At 73.0% G+C, this 14,858-nt stretch carries 13 protein-coding genes; 4 read left to right on the top strand and 9 right to left on the bottom strand.

Annotation, left to right across the window (positions count from 1 at the left end; all coding sequences use genetic code 11):
- Positions 1 to 92: 92 nt before the first annotated feature.
- The 5 genes from FLP10_RS11355 to FLP10_RS11335 all read right to left on the bottom strand — a co-directional run bounded on the left by FLP10_RS11355 (position 93) and on the right by FLP10_RS11335 (position 8,269).
- A complete protein-coding gene (locus FLP10_RS11355; RefSeq protein ID WP_168209181.1) occupies positions 93 to 3,182 on the bottom strand; it encodes a DEAD/DEAH box helicase in 3,090 nt (1,029 codons plus the stop codon).
- Between the two features lie 62 nt (positions 3,183 to 3,244).
- Complete coding sequence (locus FLP10_RS11350; protein WP_149160965.1) at positions 3,245 to 3,895, bottom strand: NAD(P)-dependent oxidoreductase; 651 nt, start codon at positions 3,893 to 3,895, stop codon at positions 3,245 to 3,247.
- Between the two features lie 323 nt (positions 3,896 to 4,218).
- Complete coding sequence (locus FLP10_RS11345; RefSeq protein WP_149160964.1) at positions 4,219 to 4,731, bottom strand: methylated-DNA--[protein]-cysteine S-methyltransferase; 513 nt, start codon at positions 4,729 to 4,731, stop codon at positions 4,219 to 4,221.
- A 56-nt stretch (positions 4,732 to 4,787) separates the two neighbouring features.
- Complete coding sequence (locus FLP10_RS11340) at positions 4,788 to 6,023, bottom strand: hypothetical protein (protein ID WP_149160963.1); 1,236 nt, start codon at positions 6,021 to 6,023, stop codon at positions 4,788 to 4,790.
- 128 nt (positions 6,024 to 6,151) lie between these two features.
- Complete coding sequence (locus tag FLP10_RS11335; RefSeq protein ID WP_149160962.1) at positions 6,152 to 8,269, bottom strand: hypothetical protein; 2,118 nt, start codon at positions 8,267 to 8,269, stop codon at positions 6,152 to 6,154.
- 151 nt (positions 8,270 to 8,420) lie between these two features.
- Between FLP10_RS11335 and FLP10_RS11330 the strand changes: the two genes are divergently transcribed.
- Both FLP10_RS11330 and FLP10_RS11325 read left to right on the top strand, forming a co-directional pair.
- Positions 8,421 to 9,110, top strand: a complete 690-nt coding sequence (locus tag FLP10_RS11330; RefSeq protein ID WP_149160961.1) for a hypothetical protein — start codon at positions 8,421 to 8,423, stop codon at positions 9,108 to 9,110.
- A 38-nt stretch (positions 9,111 to 9,148) separates the two neighbouring features.
- A complete protein-coding gene (locus FLP10_RS11325) occupies positions 9,149 to 10,015 on the top strand; it encodes an NAD-dependent epimerase/dehydratase family protein (protein WP_149160960.1) in 867 nt (288 codons plus the stop codon).
- A 21-nt stretch (positions 10,016 to 10,036) separates the two neighbouring features.
- Here the strand turns inward: FLP10_RS11325 and FLP10_RS11320 are convergent, their stop codons facing one another.
- From FLP10_RS11320 to FLP10_RS11310, 3 genes are all read right to left on the bottom strand, one after another.
- On the bottom strand, positions 10,037 to 10,255 hold the full coding sequence (locus FLP10_RS11320) for a hypothetical protein (protein ID WP_149160959.1): 219 nt from the start codon (positions 10,253 to 10,255) through the stop codon (positions 10,037 to 10,039).
- 45 nt (positions 10,256 to 10,300) lie between these two features.
- Positions 10,301 to 10,714: a hypothetical protein gene (locus tag FLP10_RS11315; protein WP_149160958.1), complete on the bottom strand. Its 414-nt coding sequence runs from the start codon at positions 10,712 to 10,714 to the stop codon at positions 10,301 to 10,303.
- A gap of 69 nt (positions 10,715 to 10,783) precedes the next feature.
- Positions 10,784 to 11,335 carry a DUF1697 domain-containing protein gene (locus tag FLP10_RS11310; RefSeq protein WP_149160957.1) on the bottom strand — a complete coding sequence of 184 codons (552 nt, stop codon included), beginning with the start codon at positions 11,333 to 11,335 and terminating at the stop codon, positions 10,784 to 10,786.
- 62 nt (positions 11,336 to 11,397) lie between these two features.
- Between FLP10_RS11310 and FLP10_RS11305 the strand changes: the two genes are divergently transcribed.
- Complete coding sequence (locus FLP10_RS11305; protein WP_168209180.1) at positions 11,398 to 12,948, top strand: glycosyltransferase family 39 protein; 1,551 nt, start codon at positions 11,398 to 11,400, stop codon at positions 12,946 to 12,948.
- A 98-nt stretch (positions 12,949 to 13,046) separates the two neighbouring features.
- Here the strand turns inward: FLP10_RS11305 and FLP10_RS11300 are convergent, their stop codons facing one another.
- Positions 13,047 to 13,490 (bottom strand): Hsp20/alpha crystallin family protein, encoded by a 444-nt coding sequence (locus FLP10_RS11300; protein WP_149160955.1) that lies wholly within the window; start codon positions 13,488 to 13,490, stop codon positions 13,047 to 13,049.
- Between the two features lie 141 nt (positions 13,491 to 13,631).
- Here FLP10_RS11300 and glsA point away from each other — a divergent pair, with 141 nt between their 5' ends.
- Positions 13,632 to 14,849, top strand: coding sequence for a glutaminase A (gene glsA / locus FLP10_RS11295; protein WP_149160954.1), 1,218 nt, complete (start codon positions 13,632 to 13,634; stop codon positions 14,847 to 14,849).
- Positions 14,850 to 14,858: the final 9 nt, after the last annotated feature.

Below are 14,858 nucleotides of genomic sequence, written 5' to 3'. Positions count from 1 at the left end.
GTCTGCGCCACCTCAGCTGGCGCGGAAGCCGCCCAAGTGGCGCAGACCGAGATGGCACGCGGCGGCGAGGTGGGCGGGCGCCGGGCGCCGCGTCAGTCGGCGAGCAACTCGCGCACGTCGGCGGCGGTGAGCGCGGATTCGGGTGCGGCGCCGGGCGCGGCATCCACCCCCGCGTCCGGCTCGAGCCCGACCCCGTCGAGCACCGACGCGACGAGCTCGCCCTTCTTCGCCTTCAGCGCCATGACCTTCTCTTCGATGGTGCCGGCTGCCACCAGCCGGTACACGTTCACCCGTCGGGTCTGCCCGATGCGGTGCGCCCGGTCGACGGCCTGCGCCTCGCTCGCGGGGTTCCACCACGGGTCGAGCAGGAACACGTAGTCGGCCTCGGCGAGGTTCAGCCCGAATCCGCCGGCCTTCAGGCTGATCAGGAAGACGGATGCCTCGCCGGCACGGAACCGCGCGATCTCGGCGTCGCGACGCTTCACGGGCGTCGACCCGTCGAGGTACGCGTACGGCACCCCGGCCGCGTCGAGCCGCGCCGCCGCCCGGGCGAGGAACGACGTGAACTGGCTGAACACGAGCGCCCGGTGCCCCTCGGCGAGCACGTCGTCGAGCTGCTCGAACAGCGCGTCGAGTTTCGCCGACGGCATGCCCTCGTGGGCCTCGGGGTCGATGAGCGCCGCGTCGAGCGCGAGCATCCGCAGCAGGGTGAGCGAGCGGTAGACGATGAACCGCTGCCGGTCGAAGTCGTCGGCCACGAGCCCGAGCAGCTTCTGCCGCTCGCGCTGCAGGGTCGCGTCGTAGAGGCGCCGGTGCTTCGGCGCGAGCTCGACCGTGAGCACCTGCTCCTGCTTCTCGGGCAGTTCGGGTGCGACCTGCTCTTTCGTGCGTCGCAGCAGCAGCGGTCGGATGCGACGTCGCAGCCGCTCGCGTCGTTGGGCATTGCCGTCGAGCTCGATCGGGCGGCGGTACCGCTCGTCGAACGCACGCCGGCTCGGGAACAGCCCCGGCGCGACGAGCCGCAGGATCGACCACAGCTCGGACAGATCGTTCTCGATCGGCGTGCCCGTGACGGCGAGTACGAACGACGCACGGATGCGTCGGGCCGCGTCGTGCACCTTGGTCGCCGCGTTCTTCACGAACTGCGCCTCGTCGAGCACGAGGCCGCCCCACTCGATCGCCGCGAACGCGTCGGCCTCGAGTCGCAGCACCGCGTACGTGGTGATGACCAGATCGGCCTCGCGGGCGAGGTCGGCGAGCGGCGGGGCCGACTTCGCCCGTCGCCGTTCGGTCGCGGTGACGGATGCCACACGCAGCCCCGGCGTGAACCGTTCCGCCTCGGCGACCCAGTTCGACGCGACCGAGGTCGGGGCGACCACGAGGAACGGGCCGCCCCGCCCGCGGGCCGAGGAGCGTCCCGCGGACGCGACCGCATGCGCCACCAGCGCGAGCGTCTGCACCGTCTTGCCGAGCCCCATGTCGTCGGCGAGCACCGCGCCGACGCCGTTCGCCCACCGAGCGGCGAGCCACCGGAACCCGTCGAGCTGGTACGGCCGCAACGGCAGCACGAGCCCGGCGGGCGGATCGACGGGCGTCGCAGCTCCCGTGGCATGGGGCGCCGCCGCGAGCCCCGCCACGAGGTTCCGCCACGCCACGGCGGGCTCCGCGACATCCGCGAGGTCTTCGAAGTCTGCCCACAACCCGACCTGGCTGCGATGGATGCGCACCCCGGTCTGCCACTCGGCCAGTGTGCCGGCCTCTTCGATGAGCTCGCGCAGGGGTTCGAACACCGGCTGCTCGAGCGACAGGTAGGTCTTGTCGACGAGCAGCAGCCGCTTCTGCCCGCGCGCGAGCGCTCGGAACAGCGGCATGAACGGGATGCTGCGGCCCTGCACCGTCACCATGACCCCGAGGTCGAACCAGTCGCGCTGGCGCGATTCGACGGTCGACACCCGCAGCTCGGGCGCCTCGGTGAGCTCGCGGTACTCAGGTCGTTCGCCGTGCACCTCGGCGCGCACCCGCTCGATCGCCTCGATGCGCGGCATCGCGCGATCGGCGAGCCAGGCGACATCGTCGCCGCGCAGCACGATCGCCCCGAGCGGCAGCCCGTCGAGCTCGTCGCGCACGCGGGCGAGCACGTCGAGCGCGTCGCCGTCGAGAACGGACGCTTCGGGAGCGCCGGATGCCTCGGATGTCTCGGATGTCTCGAGTTCGTCGTCGACCGGGTCGCTCCGCCCGTCGGCGTGCTGCCACCGCCAGTCGAGCCGGGCTGCGTCGCCGCGCTCGAACCGCACGCGCAGCACGAGGTCGGGCGGCTCGGGATCGGGCGGCGTGAACGACCCGTCGAGGCTCACCACCGGAACCGCACGCGCGAGCCTCGGCAGCTCGCGCCGCAGAAACGTCGGCAGCTCGGGCGACGGCACGCGCACGGCGCCGTTCGAGGCCGTGCGGGTGCCGTCGCGCCCGAGCAGGGCGCGCTGCGCGGCCCCGAGGCCGCCGTCGACCGGCGCGAGCTCGAGCACGCCCGCATCGAAGTCGGCCCGATACATCCCGTGATCGCCGATCGCGCGCACCCCTGCCACCGGATGCCCCACCCCACCGAACACGACGGTCGGAGTGAGCCGGAACCCCTCGAGGTCGTCGACCGCATCGAGCGCCACCGTGCCCGACGTGTGCGCGCTGACGCGAGGCGTGACATCCGACCCGACGAGCGCGATGCCGAGGCGGCGCGCCTCGGCGAGCATCGCCCACAGCACCGGACTCTCGTACTCGTCGAGGGTCAGCCACTCGGACGAGTACCCGGTGAACACCGTGGGCGACGCGCCCTTCAGCAGCGCGAACTGGCCGAACCACCGCGCCTGCTCGGGGTCGAACCCCTTGCTCGCCCCGAGATAGGCGACGTTCTGCCAGGTCAGGGTGCCCTTGATCCAGGTGCCGCGGGCGCCCTGCTGCACGGGTCGCACGCCCAGCCGATCGACCGTGGCCGCGCGGGTCGCCGGCTCATCCGACGGCCCCTGCCAGTGCCCGGGTCGTCGGGCGACGCGGTGCCGCAATTCGAACTGCAAGCCGAGCGGCGTGGCATCCGAAGTATTCGTTGCCTCCGACGCACGCGATGGGGCCTGCCCTGCCGCCGCGATCGCCGCGAGCTCGGCGCGCCAGTCGGCGTCGGCTTCGGAAGGCATGCCGCCCATGCTGTCACGACCCGCCGACGAACCGGCGCGCCCGCGACCCACCGGCCCGCGAGCTACCAGCCGACCGTGAACCGCTGCCGGCGGTGCGCCGGCATCTCGATCTCGTCGATGAACGCGCGCGCGTAGTCGGCACCCGAGATCGCCGAGTCACCCTCGGCATCGGTCACGAGCACCTCGCCGCCGGTGCGGTACGTGCCGCGCACCTCCTGCGGACCGTACGATCCGAACAGCGCGGCGGGGCTCACCACGAACCAGTCGACTTCGTCGGGCGTCGCGCGCAGTGCGTCGAGGGTGTCGGCGAGCACGAGCGCCTCGGGCTTCCAGTCGGGATGGAAGTCGGGGGTGTCGACCAGACGCGGGCCGCCTTCGCGCACGAACGACGACCCCGCGCCGCCCACGAATCCGACCCGCACGCCCGATTCGGCCGCCTCGTTCGCGAGCGCGAGCGCGACGTCGCGATAGCCCGCCCCGAGCCCCGCGGCCGGCGGGATCGTGACGACCACGACCTCGGCGTCGGCGATCGCGGCGGCCCGCGCGGCGGGGTCGTCGACCGAGCCCGTGCGGTACTCGACGCCCGCCACGCGCGACGCGTCCTCGGGTGCGGTGCGGCTGAACGAGATCACGTCGATGCCGCGTCCCGTCGCCTCGGAGGCAAGATGCGAACCGGCATAGCCGGTGCCGCCGAAGATCGCGATTCGGGTCATACGGTGTCCTCCTCGAACAGGATGCTTCGAAGCATCCAGTCTCGCACCTGCCGGGCCTGCTCCCCTCTCCCCTCTCCCCTCTCCCCTCTCCCCTCTCCCCTCTCCCCTCCGCCCATTCCCAAAGTCGCATCCGCCGAGTGTTTCCGTTCGCGCCCACCGTTCCCACTGCAGCAGAAACCCAGTGCGCGAACGGAAACACTCGGCGGGGACGCCGGGTTGGCGCGCGAGGGAGAGAGGGAGAGGAGGGGGAGAGGAGGGGGAGAGGGAGAGGAGGGGGAGAGGGAGAGGAGGGGGAGAGGGAGAGGAGGGGGGTGAGAGTGACGTCAGAACAACCGCGTCTGGGCGACCACGGCCGCACCCTCGAGTTCGAGCAGCGTGCGCTTGCGATCCAGCCCGCCCGCGTACCCGGTGAGCGAGCCGTCGGCGCCGACCACGCGGTGGCACGGCACGATGATGCTGATCGGGTTGCGCCCCACAGCGCCACCGACGCGCCGGGCGAGGTTGCGGTCGCCGAGCCGTTCGGCGAGCGCGCCGTACGTCGTGGTCGTTCCGTACGGGATCTCGCGCAGCATCGTCCACACCGCGTGCTGGAACTCGTCGCCGACCGGCGCGAGCGGCAGATCGAATGCGGTGCGGGCGCCCTCGAGGTACTCGCCGAGCTGCCGCCCGAGCTCGCGCACCACGGGCTCGCCGCGCGGGTCGACATCGACGCCGAGCACTGCCGCGGCCGGCGGATGCCAGTGCGCCGGGAAGTACAGCCCCGTCAGCGCCTCGCCGTCGAGCGTGACGAGCAGGTCGCCGAGCCGCGAGGCGAGAGTGGTGTGCCGCAGGGTCATGCATCCATCCTCGCGCGGATGCGATCGGGATGCGCCGCTGTCGCGATGCCTCAGCGCTACGCGGCGCCGAGCAGCACGCGGGCGCGGTCGCGGTGCAGCGCGAGCTCGACGCGGGCTTCGTAGTCGAGCCGGCGCACGCGCCACGGCGCGGTGTCGTCGTCGAGGTCGGCGAGTTTCACGCGGCGGGCGAGCGGGTGCCGCCCGATGCGGGCGTAGTACGCGTCGTCGGAGAGCTCGGCGCTGCGAGTGAGCAGCTGCACGACCTCGACGACCGCGGGCACGACGCCTGCCTCGAGCAGGTCGTCTGCGGTCAGATCGGTGCGCTCGAGCACGTCGTGCAACCAGGCGACGGCCGCACCGATGGGCTCGGCGTCGTCATCGAAGCGCTCGGCCAGTCGGGCCGGGTGGTCGATGTACGCGGCACCCATGCGGTCGACCTGACCGTGGTGGGCGACGAACGCGATGCCCTTCGCCAGCGCCACTTGGTTGGCGAGGTCGCGCGCGGGGTCGGCGACGGGCGGCGCCGAAGCGGCCGACGCGGGCGCGGGCAGCGCCGAAACGGCCGACGCCGGCGCGGGCGGCAGCGGCGCCGCAGCTGCCGCAGGCGCCGGTGCGGTGATCGTGCCGCTCATCAGGTGCTCGAACTCCTCGATGGTCCAGTTGCGGTCGTCTGGTGCGCCGGCGGGCGACGCGGATGACTCGATGCTCACGGAGGCCTCCTCAGCCAGGGATTCGGGGGCAGGGGTGATCGGGGCTTCGGGTTCCGGTTCCGGCTCGGGCTCGGCGGCGGGCGCCGCCGCGGCGACCGCGGGCAGGAACACCGCCCACTCGGGCTCCGACAGTGGGTCGCGCCCGTGCACGGGACGAACGAACGCCAGCTCCGCCTCGAGCTCGCCCATCTCGCGGTCGTCGAGTTCGAGCATCGAGCGGGCGTTGCCCGTGCTGCGACGCGCGAAGTACCCCTCGTCGACCTCGGTGAGGCGCGACCCGTCACGGGTGGTGAAGTAGCGGCGGCGGTCGGCGTCGGTGACGGCGACGATGACCTCGACGTACTCGCCGCTCGGCTCGATGCAGCAGAGGTAGTAGCGCTGGCCCGAGGCGGCACGCGACGCCCGACGCGAGGTCGGGATCTGCCGGGGCGCGTCCGCCGGGGGCACCGCCGGGGGCGACGAGATCATCGCCACCGCACTCGCCGCGTCATCCGCCACTGCCTGCCGCCGGGGGCGCAACGGCCCGGCGGTCACCGTCGCGGGCGCGCCGGCGGTGCCGGGGGCGTCGTCGGAACTGGTCACGGGGGCTCCAGGGCGGGGGATCCGGCCGGCCGGGGGTGGCTGATCGGGGTGCGGCGCGGGGGCGCCGTGTCGATCGTATGCCGGGGCGGTGACGCGGCGCACCTGCCACGCGCCGTGTGACGCCCTGATCAGGGGGTTCGCGGCCGCGCCAGCACGCCGCCGACGAATCCGAGCACCGCGCCCAGCCAGACGAGGAACAGCCCGATGCCGATCGCCGGCACCACGGCCACGACCGCGAGGAAGATCAGCCAGGCGACGCTCAGCAGCACCACGAGGATCGCCGCCGCGCGCGTCAGCCGCCCCGACCGGCCGATCATGCCGAGCAGCATGAGCGCGGCGAACAGCAGCACGAGCACCCGCATCGCCGGCTCGGTGAGGCCGACGTCCTGCGGGTTCACGCCGAACATCACCACGTCGCCGATGAGCGCCGCCGACGGCAGGAACGGCGGGAACCCCGCGAACCACTCGGTGAGCGCGCCGATGATCACGAGCATGCCGCCGACGATGACGAGCACGCGGCTCACGATCGGCCGGCGGTCGGCGCGGGCCTGCGTGAACGTCGCCAGCGCCTCGATGCGGTGCACGCCGTCGGTCGCCGACACATGCAGTTTGCGCACGGCGGTCTGCCGGGGTTCGGGCTGCGGCGCGTCGACGATGAACCGCGAGCTGCCGACGGTGCCGGGCGGCACCACGAGCTCGGGTGGAGTGAACGTGAGCCGGGCGGCGCCGTCCTCCGACACGCCCTCGAGGCGCACGCCGAGCGGGTCGACGCCGCGCCGGTTGTCGATCGCGACGGTGAACGCGGCCTGCCGTTCGTTCACGACGAGCTGGGCCGGCGGGTCGACGGCGATGCCCGCGGTGAGGATCGGCTCGGGCGGCGACGAGAGCTCCACGGTTCCGGCCGCCTCGACGTCGCGCACGCCGTCGGAGGCGACGACGGTGAAGGGATGTCTCGCCGTCTCGCCACGGGCCGGAAGCGGTGCACTGAATCGCCCGCGCACGCGCTCGACGGCGTCGGCCTCGACCACGACCTGCGTCGTGCTGAATGCGAAGCCGATGACATGCGCCGGGTCGCGCCCGGCGATCGCGAGCGTGACCGGCTTGTGCGAACCGCGGTGGTCGATGACCACGTCGAACTCGCCGACGTTGCCGCGGTCGAGGGCGAGCGTGCTGGGTTCGATGCGCACGCGCACCGGTTGGTCGACCGCCTCGGGCGCGGTGCGCTGCACGATCGTGAGCGGCGCGGCCGCGCGCCCGGCGTCGTTGCCGGCCTCGATCGTGACCTGCCGGGTGAGTTCCTGCCCGGGCGCCGGCAGCGGTGCCGAGAACGCCACCACCACCTCGACGACCTGTCCGGGCGGCACCGAGACCACCGATGGCGCGAACGCGAATCGCACCGCCTCTTCGCTGTCGGTCGCGGTGAGCCGCACCGTCTGCGGGAAGTTGGCCGCCCGGTTGTCGAGCCGTACCGTGAACTCACCGGCCCCCGCGTCCTCGAGCCGGATCAGGCTCGGCCGCACCTCGAGCGCGGCGCTCGGCCCTCGCGGCGGCACGGTGAGCTGCAGCACCGCGTCGGCGGTGAGCGACGGGTCGGCGAGGGACGACGCGCGCACCGTCAGCGGCACCCGCTGCGCGAACACGAGCACGTCCCCGCGCAGCGAGAGCCGGAGCTGCACCGCCGCCTCCTGCCCGGGCATGAGGTGGGCGTCGTCGTGCGAGAACTCGAGCCACGCGGGGCCCGCGACGGGTTCGATGCGGTACCCGTCGACGATCGACGACGGGTTGGTCAGGCGCAGCGCGACGATCGCCGGGCCGTCGGGCGCGACGAGTGCTTCGGTCGCCTCGAGCACGGCGATGGGCGCCTCGGCGGGCGCCGGGTGCGCGGATGCCCCAGGCTTCGCGGATGCCTCGAACTCACCGGATGCCTCGAACTGACCGGATGCCTCACCGGATGCCTCGAACTGACCGGATGCCTCGGGCTGCACCGCTGTCGCAGCCGGGCCGGATGCCTCGGCGCCCTCGCCCGTCTCGACGCCGGCGGTCGGCGCGACGGGAGGCGCGACATCCGTCTCGAGCGACTGCTCGGTCGCCACCGACGCGACCACCGTGGGCACGCTGCCGGCGAGCGGCTCGCCGTCGAGCGTCGCGCCGCCCGAGTCCCAGCCGAGGTACGAGTCGCAGACGCGGCAGAAGCGAGCGGCCGGATCGTTGGTCGCTCCGCACACCTCGCATACGCGTTCCGCCATCGGCGACTCCCCCGTGGTTCAGCCGCACCCTAGCGCCGCACCGCCGCTGCGGCCACCGCGCTGCCTCAACGGGAACGGAGGTCTGCCCCGCGCGCGGCCGCGATTCGGGCATCCCCTTGCCTCGCGCGGGCCGACCGCCCATCCTCGAACCATGGAGTTCGTCGGCATCCTGCCCGAAGACGCCCCAGACCCGCGCACCGAGGCGCTCGCGCGGCTGCGCACCGTGCCGTTCCGGGTGGTCGGCTTCGAGCCCCAGCCTTCGCTGGAGGATCTCGGCTGGCCCGGCTTCGCCGAGGGATCGGGGCCGGCGGGCACGACCGAGCTCGCCGTGAGCCTCACCTATCAGCTCTGGCGCAACCCCGCCGACCCCGACGATCCGGCCAATCTGGCCGACCTCGACGAGCGCGTGCGGGCCTCGCTCGATGAGGTTCCGCCATGGCCGCGCCCCGAGTGGCTGGTCGCCCAGGTCGAGCGCATGCGGTACGCGCAGCTGTGGGAGGCGGTGCGCACGTCGTGGCACCGCGCGCCGTCCGAGTTCACGACGCTCGAGCGACAGCTCGTCGACCACGTGAACCACCTGCTGATGAACCGGTTCCGCGCCGAGCTCGGGCTCGGGCCTGCCGGCCCGATCGTCGAGACCGGATGGCGGGCAGCGACGAACGCGGTTCGCGGCGGCCTCACGACCACGCTCGACGGGGAATCGGTCGCGGCCGTCGAGCTCGACACCGACCCGTTCGTCTACGGCATCGGGTTCGAGCTCGAGCCCGGGGTGGTCGTGACGGCGGCCGTTCCGCGAGCCGACCTCGATCACGTGCGCCTCGCGTTCGCGCGCGTGACGTGACCGCCCCGCCCAACCCCGATCAGGAAGGACCCGACCGGATGCCTCGCACCGACCACGGCGCGCAGCTCGTCGTGATCACGGGCGCCTCGGGGCGCATCGGCAGCCGGGTCGTGCCGCTGCTCGACCGGCCCGGGCGCACCCTGCGCCTCGTCGACACCGACCTGCCCGCCAGCGTCGAGGACGGCCCCTGGCGCGTGGCATCCGACCGCCCGCGCGGTGACCTCGAACTGCACCGCGCGTCGATCGAGCGCGACGACGAGATCCGCGCGGCCGTCGAGGGCGCCGACGCGGTCGTGCACCTCGCCGCGTTCCCCTCGGAGCGCCCGTGGGCCGACCTCGTGCGGGTCAACATCGACGGCACCCAACGCGTGCTGGAGGCGGCGCGTCTCGGCGGGGTGCGGCGGGTGTTCCTGGCGTCGAGCATCCACGCCGTCGGGTTCGCCGACGCGAGCGCCGCGGCGACGACACCCGTGCTCGTGCCCCGGCCCGACACGTTCTACGGCGTCAGCAAGGCAGCCGTCGAGGCGCTCGGCAGCGTCTACGCCGACCGGTACGGCATGAGCGTGGTGTCGGCGCGGATCTGCGCGTTCGGTGCCGAGCCCAAGCCAGGTCTCGACCTCGGGCACTGGCTGTCGCCGACGGACGCGGCACGGCTCATCGAGGCGGCGATCGCGCTCGACGACGGGCGGCACCACATCGTGTGGGGCGTGTCGGCGAACGCGCCGGGCGGATTCGACCTGCGGGCCGGGTACGTGATCGGGTTCGAGCCTCAGGATGACGCGGTGCACGTCGTGACCGAGCGCGACGGCGTGGCGCCCGAGCCGCCGCGTTCGCCGGGCGCCTCGCGCGAGCCGATCGGCGGCGAGTTCACGCACGACGACCATCCGCTCGGCGAGCGGTGGTGAGATGACCCCGGCTCGCGCCGGCTACTCGTCGCGCGGCGTGCGGAATCCGCCGCCCGTGTCGAGGTCGTCGCCGCCCTCGAGGTCCGGGCCGTCGTTCTCGGTGATGTTCGCGCCCTCCCAGAACGGGTCGACGCCGAGTTCGCGGTCGTGTTCGGCCTTCAACCGGGCCTGTTCGTCGGCGCTGTCGGCGTAGTCGCGGTCGTCGGGCAGGGTGTCGTCGGCGTCGGCGGTGTCGCTCATGGTTCCCCCTCGGTTGTTCCGTTCAGGCTACGTCGGAATCCGCCGCTACGCGCCGAAACCCATGCGCCCGCGCGCTGCGCCGATCAGCCCCTGCAGGTAGCCGACCCGGTTGAACACGTCTCCGCGCTGCACGGCGTTCCACACCGGCACGTTCTCGACGTACGCCTGCCCGCCCGGCCCCCACACCGTCACGTTCACGTAGCCCGACACGCGCGTCTCGCGGGCGAGCAGGAACAGCAGGCTCAGCAGGAAGAACCAGATGAAGAGGATGACCATGACGATCGCCCAGGCGGGGGTGTGCGTCGTGGTCGAGGTGTGATCGTGGGTCGAGACGTTCACCTCGGCGATCGGCCACGAGCCCGCGGGCGTGACGACGTGATGCTGCGTCGCATGGATGTTGCCGATCGACACGAGGAACGGCGCCGGAGTCGGCCCGCTCGCGGCTGGTTGGAGGGTCACGCCTCGACCGTAGCGAACGGCGGACGCGAGCGGGCGCCGCCGCGCGAGCCGTTGGCCCTCCCCCTCTCCTCAGTCCTCCTCCAGCAACCCGCTCACCTTCACGCACGTGCCCCAGCTGCGCACGGTGTTCTGCTGGAACACCGGCAGCGCCATGAACTTCTGGATCCGCGTCTTGGTCGCCCGCGCGGCGACCCGCGAGAAATACAGCGCGCCGGGGCCGACCGCGATCGTATCGACACCCTCGCGCAGCTCGGGCATCTCGGCGAGCGCCTGCTCGGGCGTGAGCGGATGCCGGCAGAAGAACACGTCGGCGCGCAGGTCGGGCGAGCCGTGGCCCGGGGGCGCCTCATCCATGGTGCGGGCGAACTCGGCGCGCGACCGGATCACGGTGGGCACCGGCATCCCGAACCGGTCCTCGAGCATCGCGGCGACGTCGCCCTCGAACCTCGCGCCGCTCGTGCGCCGGGCCGTGAAGACCACGTTGCCGCTCTGGCCGAGGGTGCGCACGTCGGCGAATCCGGCGTCGGCGAAGCACCCGACCAGGTCGGGCATGCGCACGGCATTGCGGCCGCCGACGTTGATACCGCGCAGCAGCGCGACGAAGCGGGTCGATGCGGTCATGCGGCATGGCTAGCAGACCTCGACGGATGCCGCGACTCACGGGTGCCGCTAGGGTGAGCCGCATGTCGGAGGCCGGGGCGACCTCGCAGCCGCTCGCGGAGGCAGCAGCATCCGCCCCGCCCGAAGCGGGGTCGCACCTCGCCGCGCACCCCCCGCTCGCCCGTGGGCCGGTGTTCGCCGCGATGGCCGCGCTCGGGCTGCTGCTCGCGGCGACGAGCCAGTGGTACGGATTCCACCGCGACGAACTGTACTTCCGCATGCTCGAGCCGGCGTGGGGATACGTCGACCAGCCGCCGCTCACCCCGCTGCTCGCTCGCGCGATCACGTCGGTCGTGGACGAGCCGTGGGCGCTGCGCATCCCGGCGATCCTCGCCGCGATCTCGGCCGTGCTGCTCGTCGCGCTCGTCGCCCGCGAGGCGGGCGGCGGTCGGCGGGCACAGGCGCTGGCGGCATGGGCCGCGGCATCCGCCTCGTTCCCGATGGTCTTCGGCCATATCTTCCTGACCGCGTCGATCGACCTGGCGGCGTGGCTGCTCGTCGGATGGTTCGTGGTGCGCGCGCTGCTGCGCGACCCGCGCTGGTGGCTCGCGGTGGGCACGGTGACCGGGCTCGCGACGTTCAACAAGCTGCTCATCGTGCAGCTCGTCGCCGCAATCGGCCTCGGCATCCTGGCGTTGGGGCCGTGGAAGACGCTGCGCTCGCCGTGGCTCTGGGGCGGGGTCGCGCTCGCCGTCGTGCTCGCCGCGCCGAACCTCGTCTACCAGGTCGCGAACGACCTGCCGCAGTTGCGTATGGGCGCCGCGCTCGCCGACGACACCGACGCCGCGAGCCGCGTGCTCACACTGCCGCTCCTGCTGCTGCTCGTCGGCCCCCCGCTGGTGCCGATCTGGGTCGCCGGGCTCGTGGCGCTGTTCCGCCGACCCGCATGGCGGCCCATCCGGTGCCTGGCCGTCGCGTTCGCGGTCGTCGTGCTCGCCACGATCATCGGCGGCGCGCAGGCGTACTACCCGCTCGGCATCGTCGAGGTGCTGCTCGGGCTCGGCGCCGTGCCGACCGCCGAGTGGATGCGCGCCACGTGGCGCCGAGTGCTGGTGTGGTCGGCGGTGGCGCTCAACGCGATCGTCTCGGCGCTCATCGCGCTGCCGCTGCTGCCGCTCGCCTGGGTGGGCGCGAGCCCGTTCGCGTCCGCGAACCAGACGGTGGGCGATTCGATCGGATGGCCCGTGTACGTCGAGCAGGTCGCCGCGGTCGTCCATGAGGGAAGCGACCCGGATGGCTCGGGGCCTGCGCCGATCGTGATCACCTCGAACTACGGCGAGGCCGGTGCGCTCGCCCGGTTCGGTGCCGACGTCGGGCTCGACCCGGGGGCGGTGTTCAGCGGGCACAATGCGCTCTGGTTCCAGGCGGGGCCACCCGAGTCGGCGCGCGACGTGGTGTTCGTCGGACGGATCTCGCCGCGCCTCGCCGCGGACTTCGACGAGTGCACGACCGAGGCGACGCTCGACAACGGCCTCGACGTCGACAACGAAGAGCAGGGGCTGCCGGTGATCCGCTGCGTCGGTCGCACCACCCCGTGGAACGAGCTGTGGCCGCGACTCGCGCACCTCAGCTAGCGCAGTGATCGCGTGGTCGGCCGCTTCGGCGCACCGGGTCACCGGCAGACGCGACGAGGGCGGATGCCTCGCAGCATCCGCCCTCGTGTCGGAACGCGCTACTCGCCCGCGGCGACCTCGCGCGGCGCGGACTCGGGCGTCGACGCCCGCACCTCGACCTTGCGGGGCTTGGCCCGCTCGGAGACGGGGATGATGACGCTCAGCACGCCGTTGTCGTAGTGCGCGCTGATCGCGGCGGTGTCGATGCCGTCGCCGACGGTGAGCTGGCGCAGGAACGACCCGCTCGGGCGCTCGTGCGCGAGCCACTGCACGCCCTCGCTGTCGCTGTCGCGCAGCGTGCGCTCGGCGCGGATCGTCAGCAGCTGGCCGTCGATGTCGATGTCGATCGAGCCCGGGTCGACGCCCGGCAGGTCGGCGCTCAGCACGTAGTGGTCGCCGTCGCGGTGCAGGTCGATCGGCATCATGCGCGGCCCCTGCCGCGAGTCGAGCATGCTCGCGGCGAGACGGTCGAGGTCGCGGAACGGGTCCCAGGTGACAGGCATGGATTCCTCCTCGGTGTGGGTCGGTCGCGGCTGCGCGACCGAAGGTTCAAGACTTGAGCGGGATCGACTCAAGTATGGTCAGATTAGCACTCTCGACCCGAGAGTGCCAACGCTCGGCGTACCGCTGACTAGGCTGACCGCATGGCCGTCGACCTGCGCGACCCGCTCCGCTCCGTGCTCGGCTCGATCCTCGACGAGGTGCGCGACCGCACCGACGGCGAGGTCGCGAGCTACATCCCCGAGCTCGCGAAGGCCGACCCCCGGGCACTCGGCATCGCACTCGCCAGCACGCATGGCGTCGTGCACGAGGCGGGCGACAGCGCGGTCGAGTTCACGATCCAGTCGGTCTCGAAGCCGTTCGTGTTCGCACTCGCCCTCGACGCGCTCGGACTCGAGGAGGTCACCCGGCACGTCGGCCTCGAACCGAGCGGCGAGCCGTTCAACGCCATCAGCCTCGACGAGGCATCCGGTCGCCCGTTGAACCCCATGATCAACGCGGGCGCCATCGTCACGTCGTCGCTGATCCCCGGCGACACCGCCGACGAGAAGTTCGCGCGCATCCGGGCCGGGCTGCAGGCGTTCGCCGGGCGCGAACTCGACGTCGACGAGGCCGTGTTCGCCTCCGAGGCGGCGACGGGCGACCGCAACCGCGCCCTCGCCTACCTCACCCGTTCGGCCGGCACGCTCGCCTCGACCGCCGAGATCGCCACGACGGCGTACTTCCGCCAGTGCTCGCTCACGGTCACCGCGCGCGACCTCGCGATCATGGCCGCAACGCTCGCGACCGGCGGCGTCAACCCGGTCACCGGCGAACGGGTGGTCGGCGAGGACGCCGCACGCTGGACGACGGCGGTCATGACCAGCTGCGGCATGTACGACGCGTCGGGCGACTGGTTGGTGCGGGTGGGGCTCCCGGCCAAGAGCGGCGTGGGCGGCGGCATCGTCGCCCTGCAGCCGGGCCAGTTCGGCATCGGCACCTTCAGCCCGCCGCTCGACGCACGCGGCAACAGCGTGCGCGGCGTCGCGATGCTCGAGGCCCTCTCGAGCCAGTCGGGGCTGCACCTGCTGCGCCATCGCGGCGACCCGCTGTCGCCCATCGCCTCGCTCGCGCACGAGGGCGACGATCTGGTCGCCGTGCTGCGGGGCGAGATCGCCTTCGCGGGCGCCGAGGAGCTGCTGACGCGTCTCGCTCCGCTCGTCGGCGAGCAGGGATGCCTCGTGCTCGACTTCACCGCCGTCACCCGGGTCGCGCGGGGCGCGGCCGGCGTGCTGCGCGCCCTGCCCGAACTCGCCGGAACCGACACCGACGGGCGGCCGCGCATCGTGCTGCGCGACCCCGAAGGGGTGCTCGAGGGCTGAGCACGCGGC

Source organism: Agromyces intestinalis, from assembly GCF_008365295.1.
Classification (GTDB): Bacteria; Actinomycetota; Actinomycetes; order Actinomycetales; family Microbacteriaceae; genus Agromyces; species Agromyces intestinalis.
The sequence above is the reverse complement of the archived record's forward strand: the minus strand, read 5'-3'. Positions and strand labels throughout refer to the sequence as shown.

Coding starts and splice junctions, on each gene's coding strand:
- FLP10_RS11355 (WP_168209181.1), bottom strand. CDS start 3,182: ATGCCTTCCGAAGCCGACGCCGACTGGCGCGCCGAGCTCGCGGCGATC.
- FLP10_RS11350 (WP_149160965.1), bottom strand. CDS start 3,895: ATGACCCGAATCGCGATCTTCGGCGGCACCGGCTATGCCGGTTCGCAT.
- FLP10_RS11345 (WP_149160964.1), bottom strand. CDS start 4,731: ATGACCCTGCGGCACACCACTCTCGCCTCGCGGCTCGGCGACCTGCTC.
- FLP10_RS11335 (WP_149160962.1), bottom strand. CDS start 8,269: ATGGCGGAACGCGTATGCGAGGTGTGCGGAGCGACCAACGATCCGGCC.
- FLP10_RS11330 (WP_149160961.1), top strand. CDS start 8,421: ATGGAGTTCGTCGGCATCCTGCCCGAAGACGCCCCAGACCCGCGCACC.
- FLP10_RS11325 (WP_149160960.1), top strand. CDS start 9,149: ATGCCTCGCACCGACCACGGCGCGCAGCTCGTCGTGATCACGGGCGCC.
- FLP10_RS11320 (WP_149160959.1), bottom strand. CDS start 10,255: ATGAGCGACACCGCCGACGCCGACGACACCCTGCCCGACGACCGCGAC.
- FLP10_RS11310 (WP_149160957.1), bottom strand. CDS start 11,335: ATGACCGCATCGACCCGCTTCGTCGCGCTGCTGCGCGGTATCAACGTC.
- FLP10_RS11305 (WP_168209180.1), top strand. CDS start 11,398: ATGTCGGAGGCCGGGGCGACCTCGCAGCCGCTCGCGGAGGCAGCAGCA.
- FLP10_RS11300 (WP_149160955.1), bottom strand. CDS start 13,490: ATGCCTGTCACCTGGGACCCGTTCCGCGACCTCGACCGTCTCGCCGCG.
- glsA (WP_149160954.1), top strand. CDS start 13,632: ATGGCCGTCGACCTGCGCGACCCGCTCCGCTCCGTGCTCGGCTCGATC.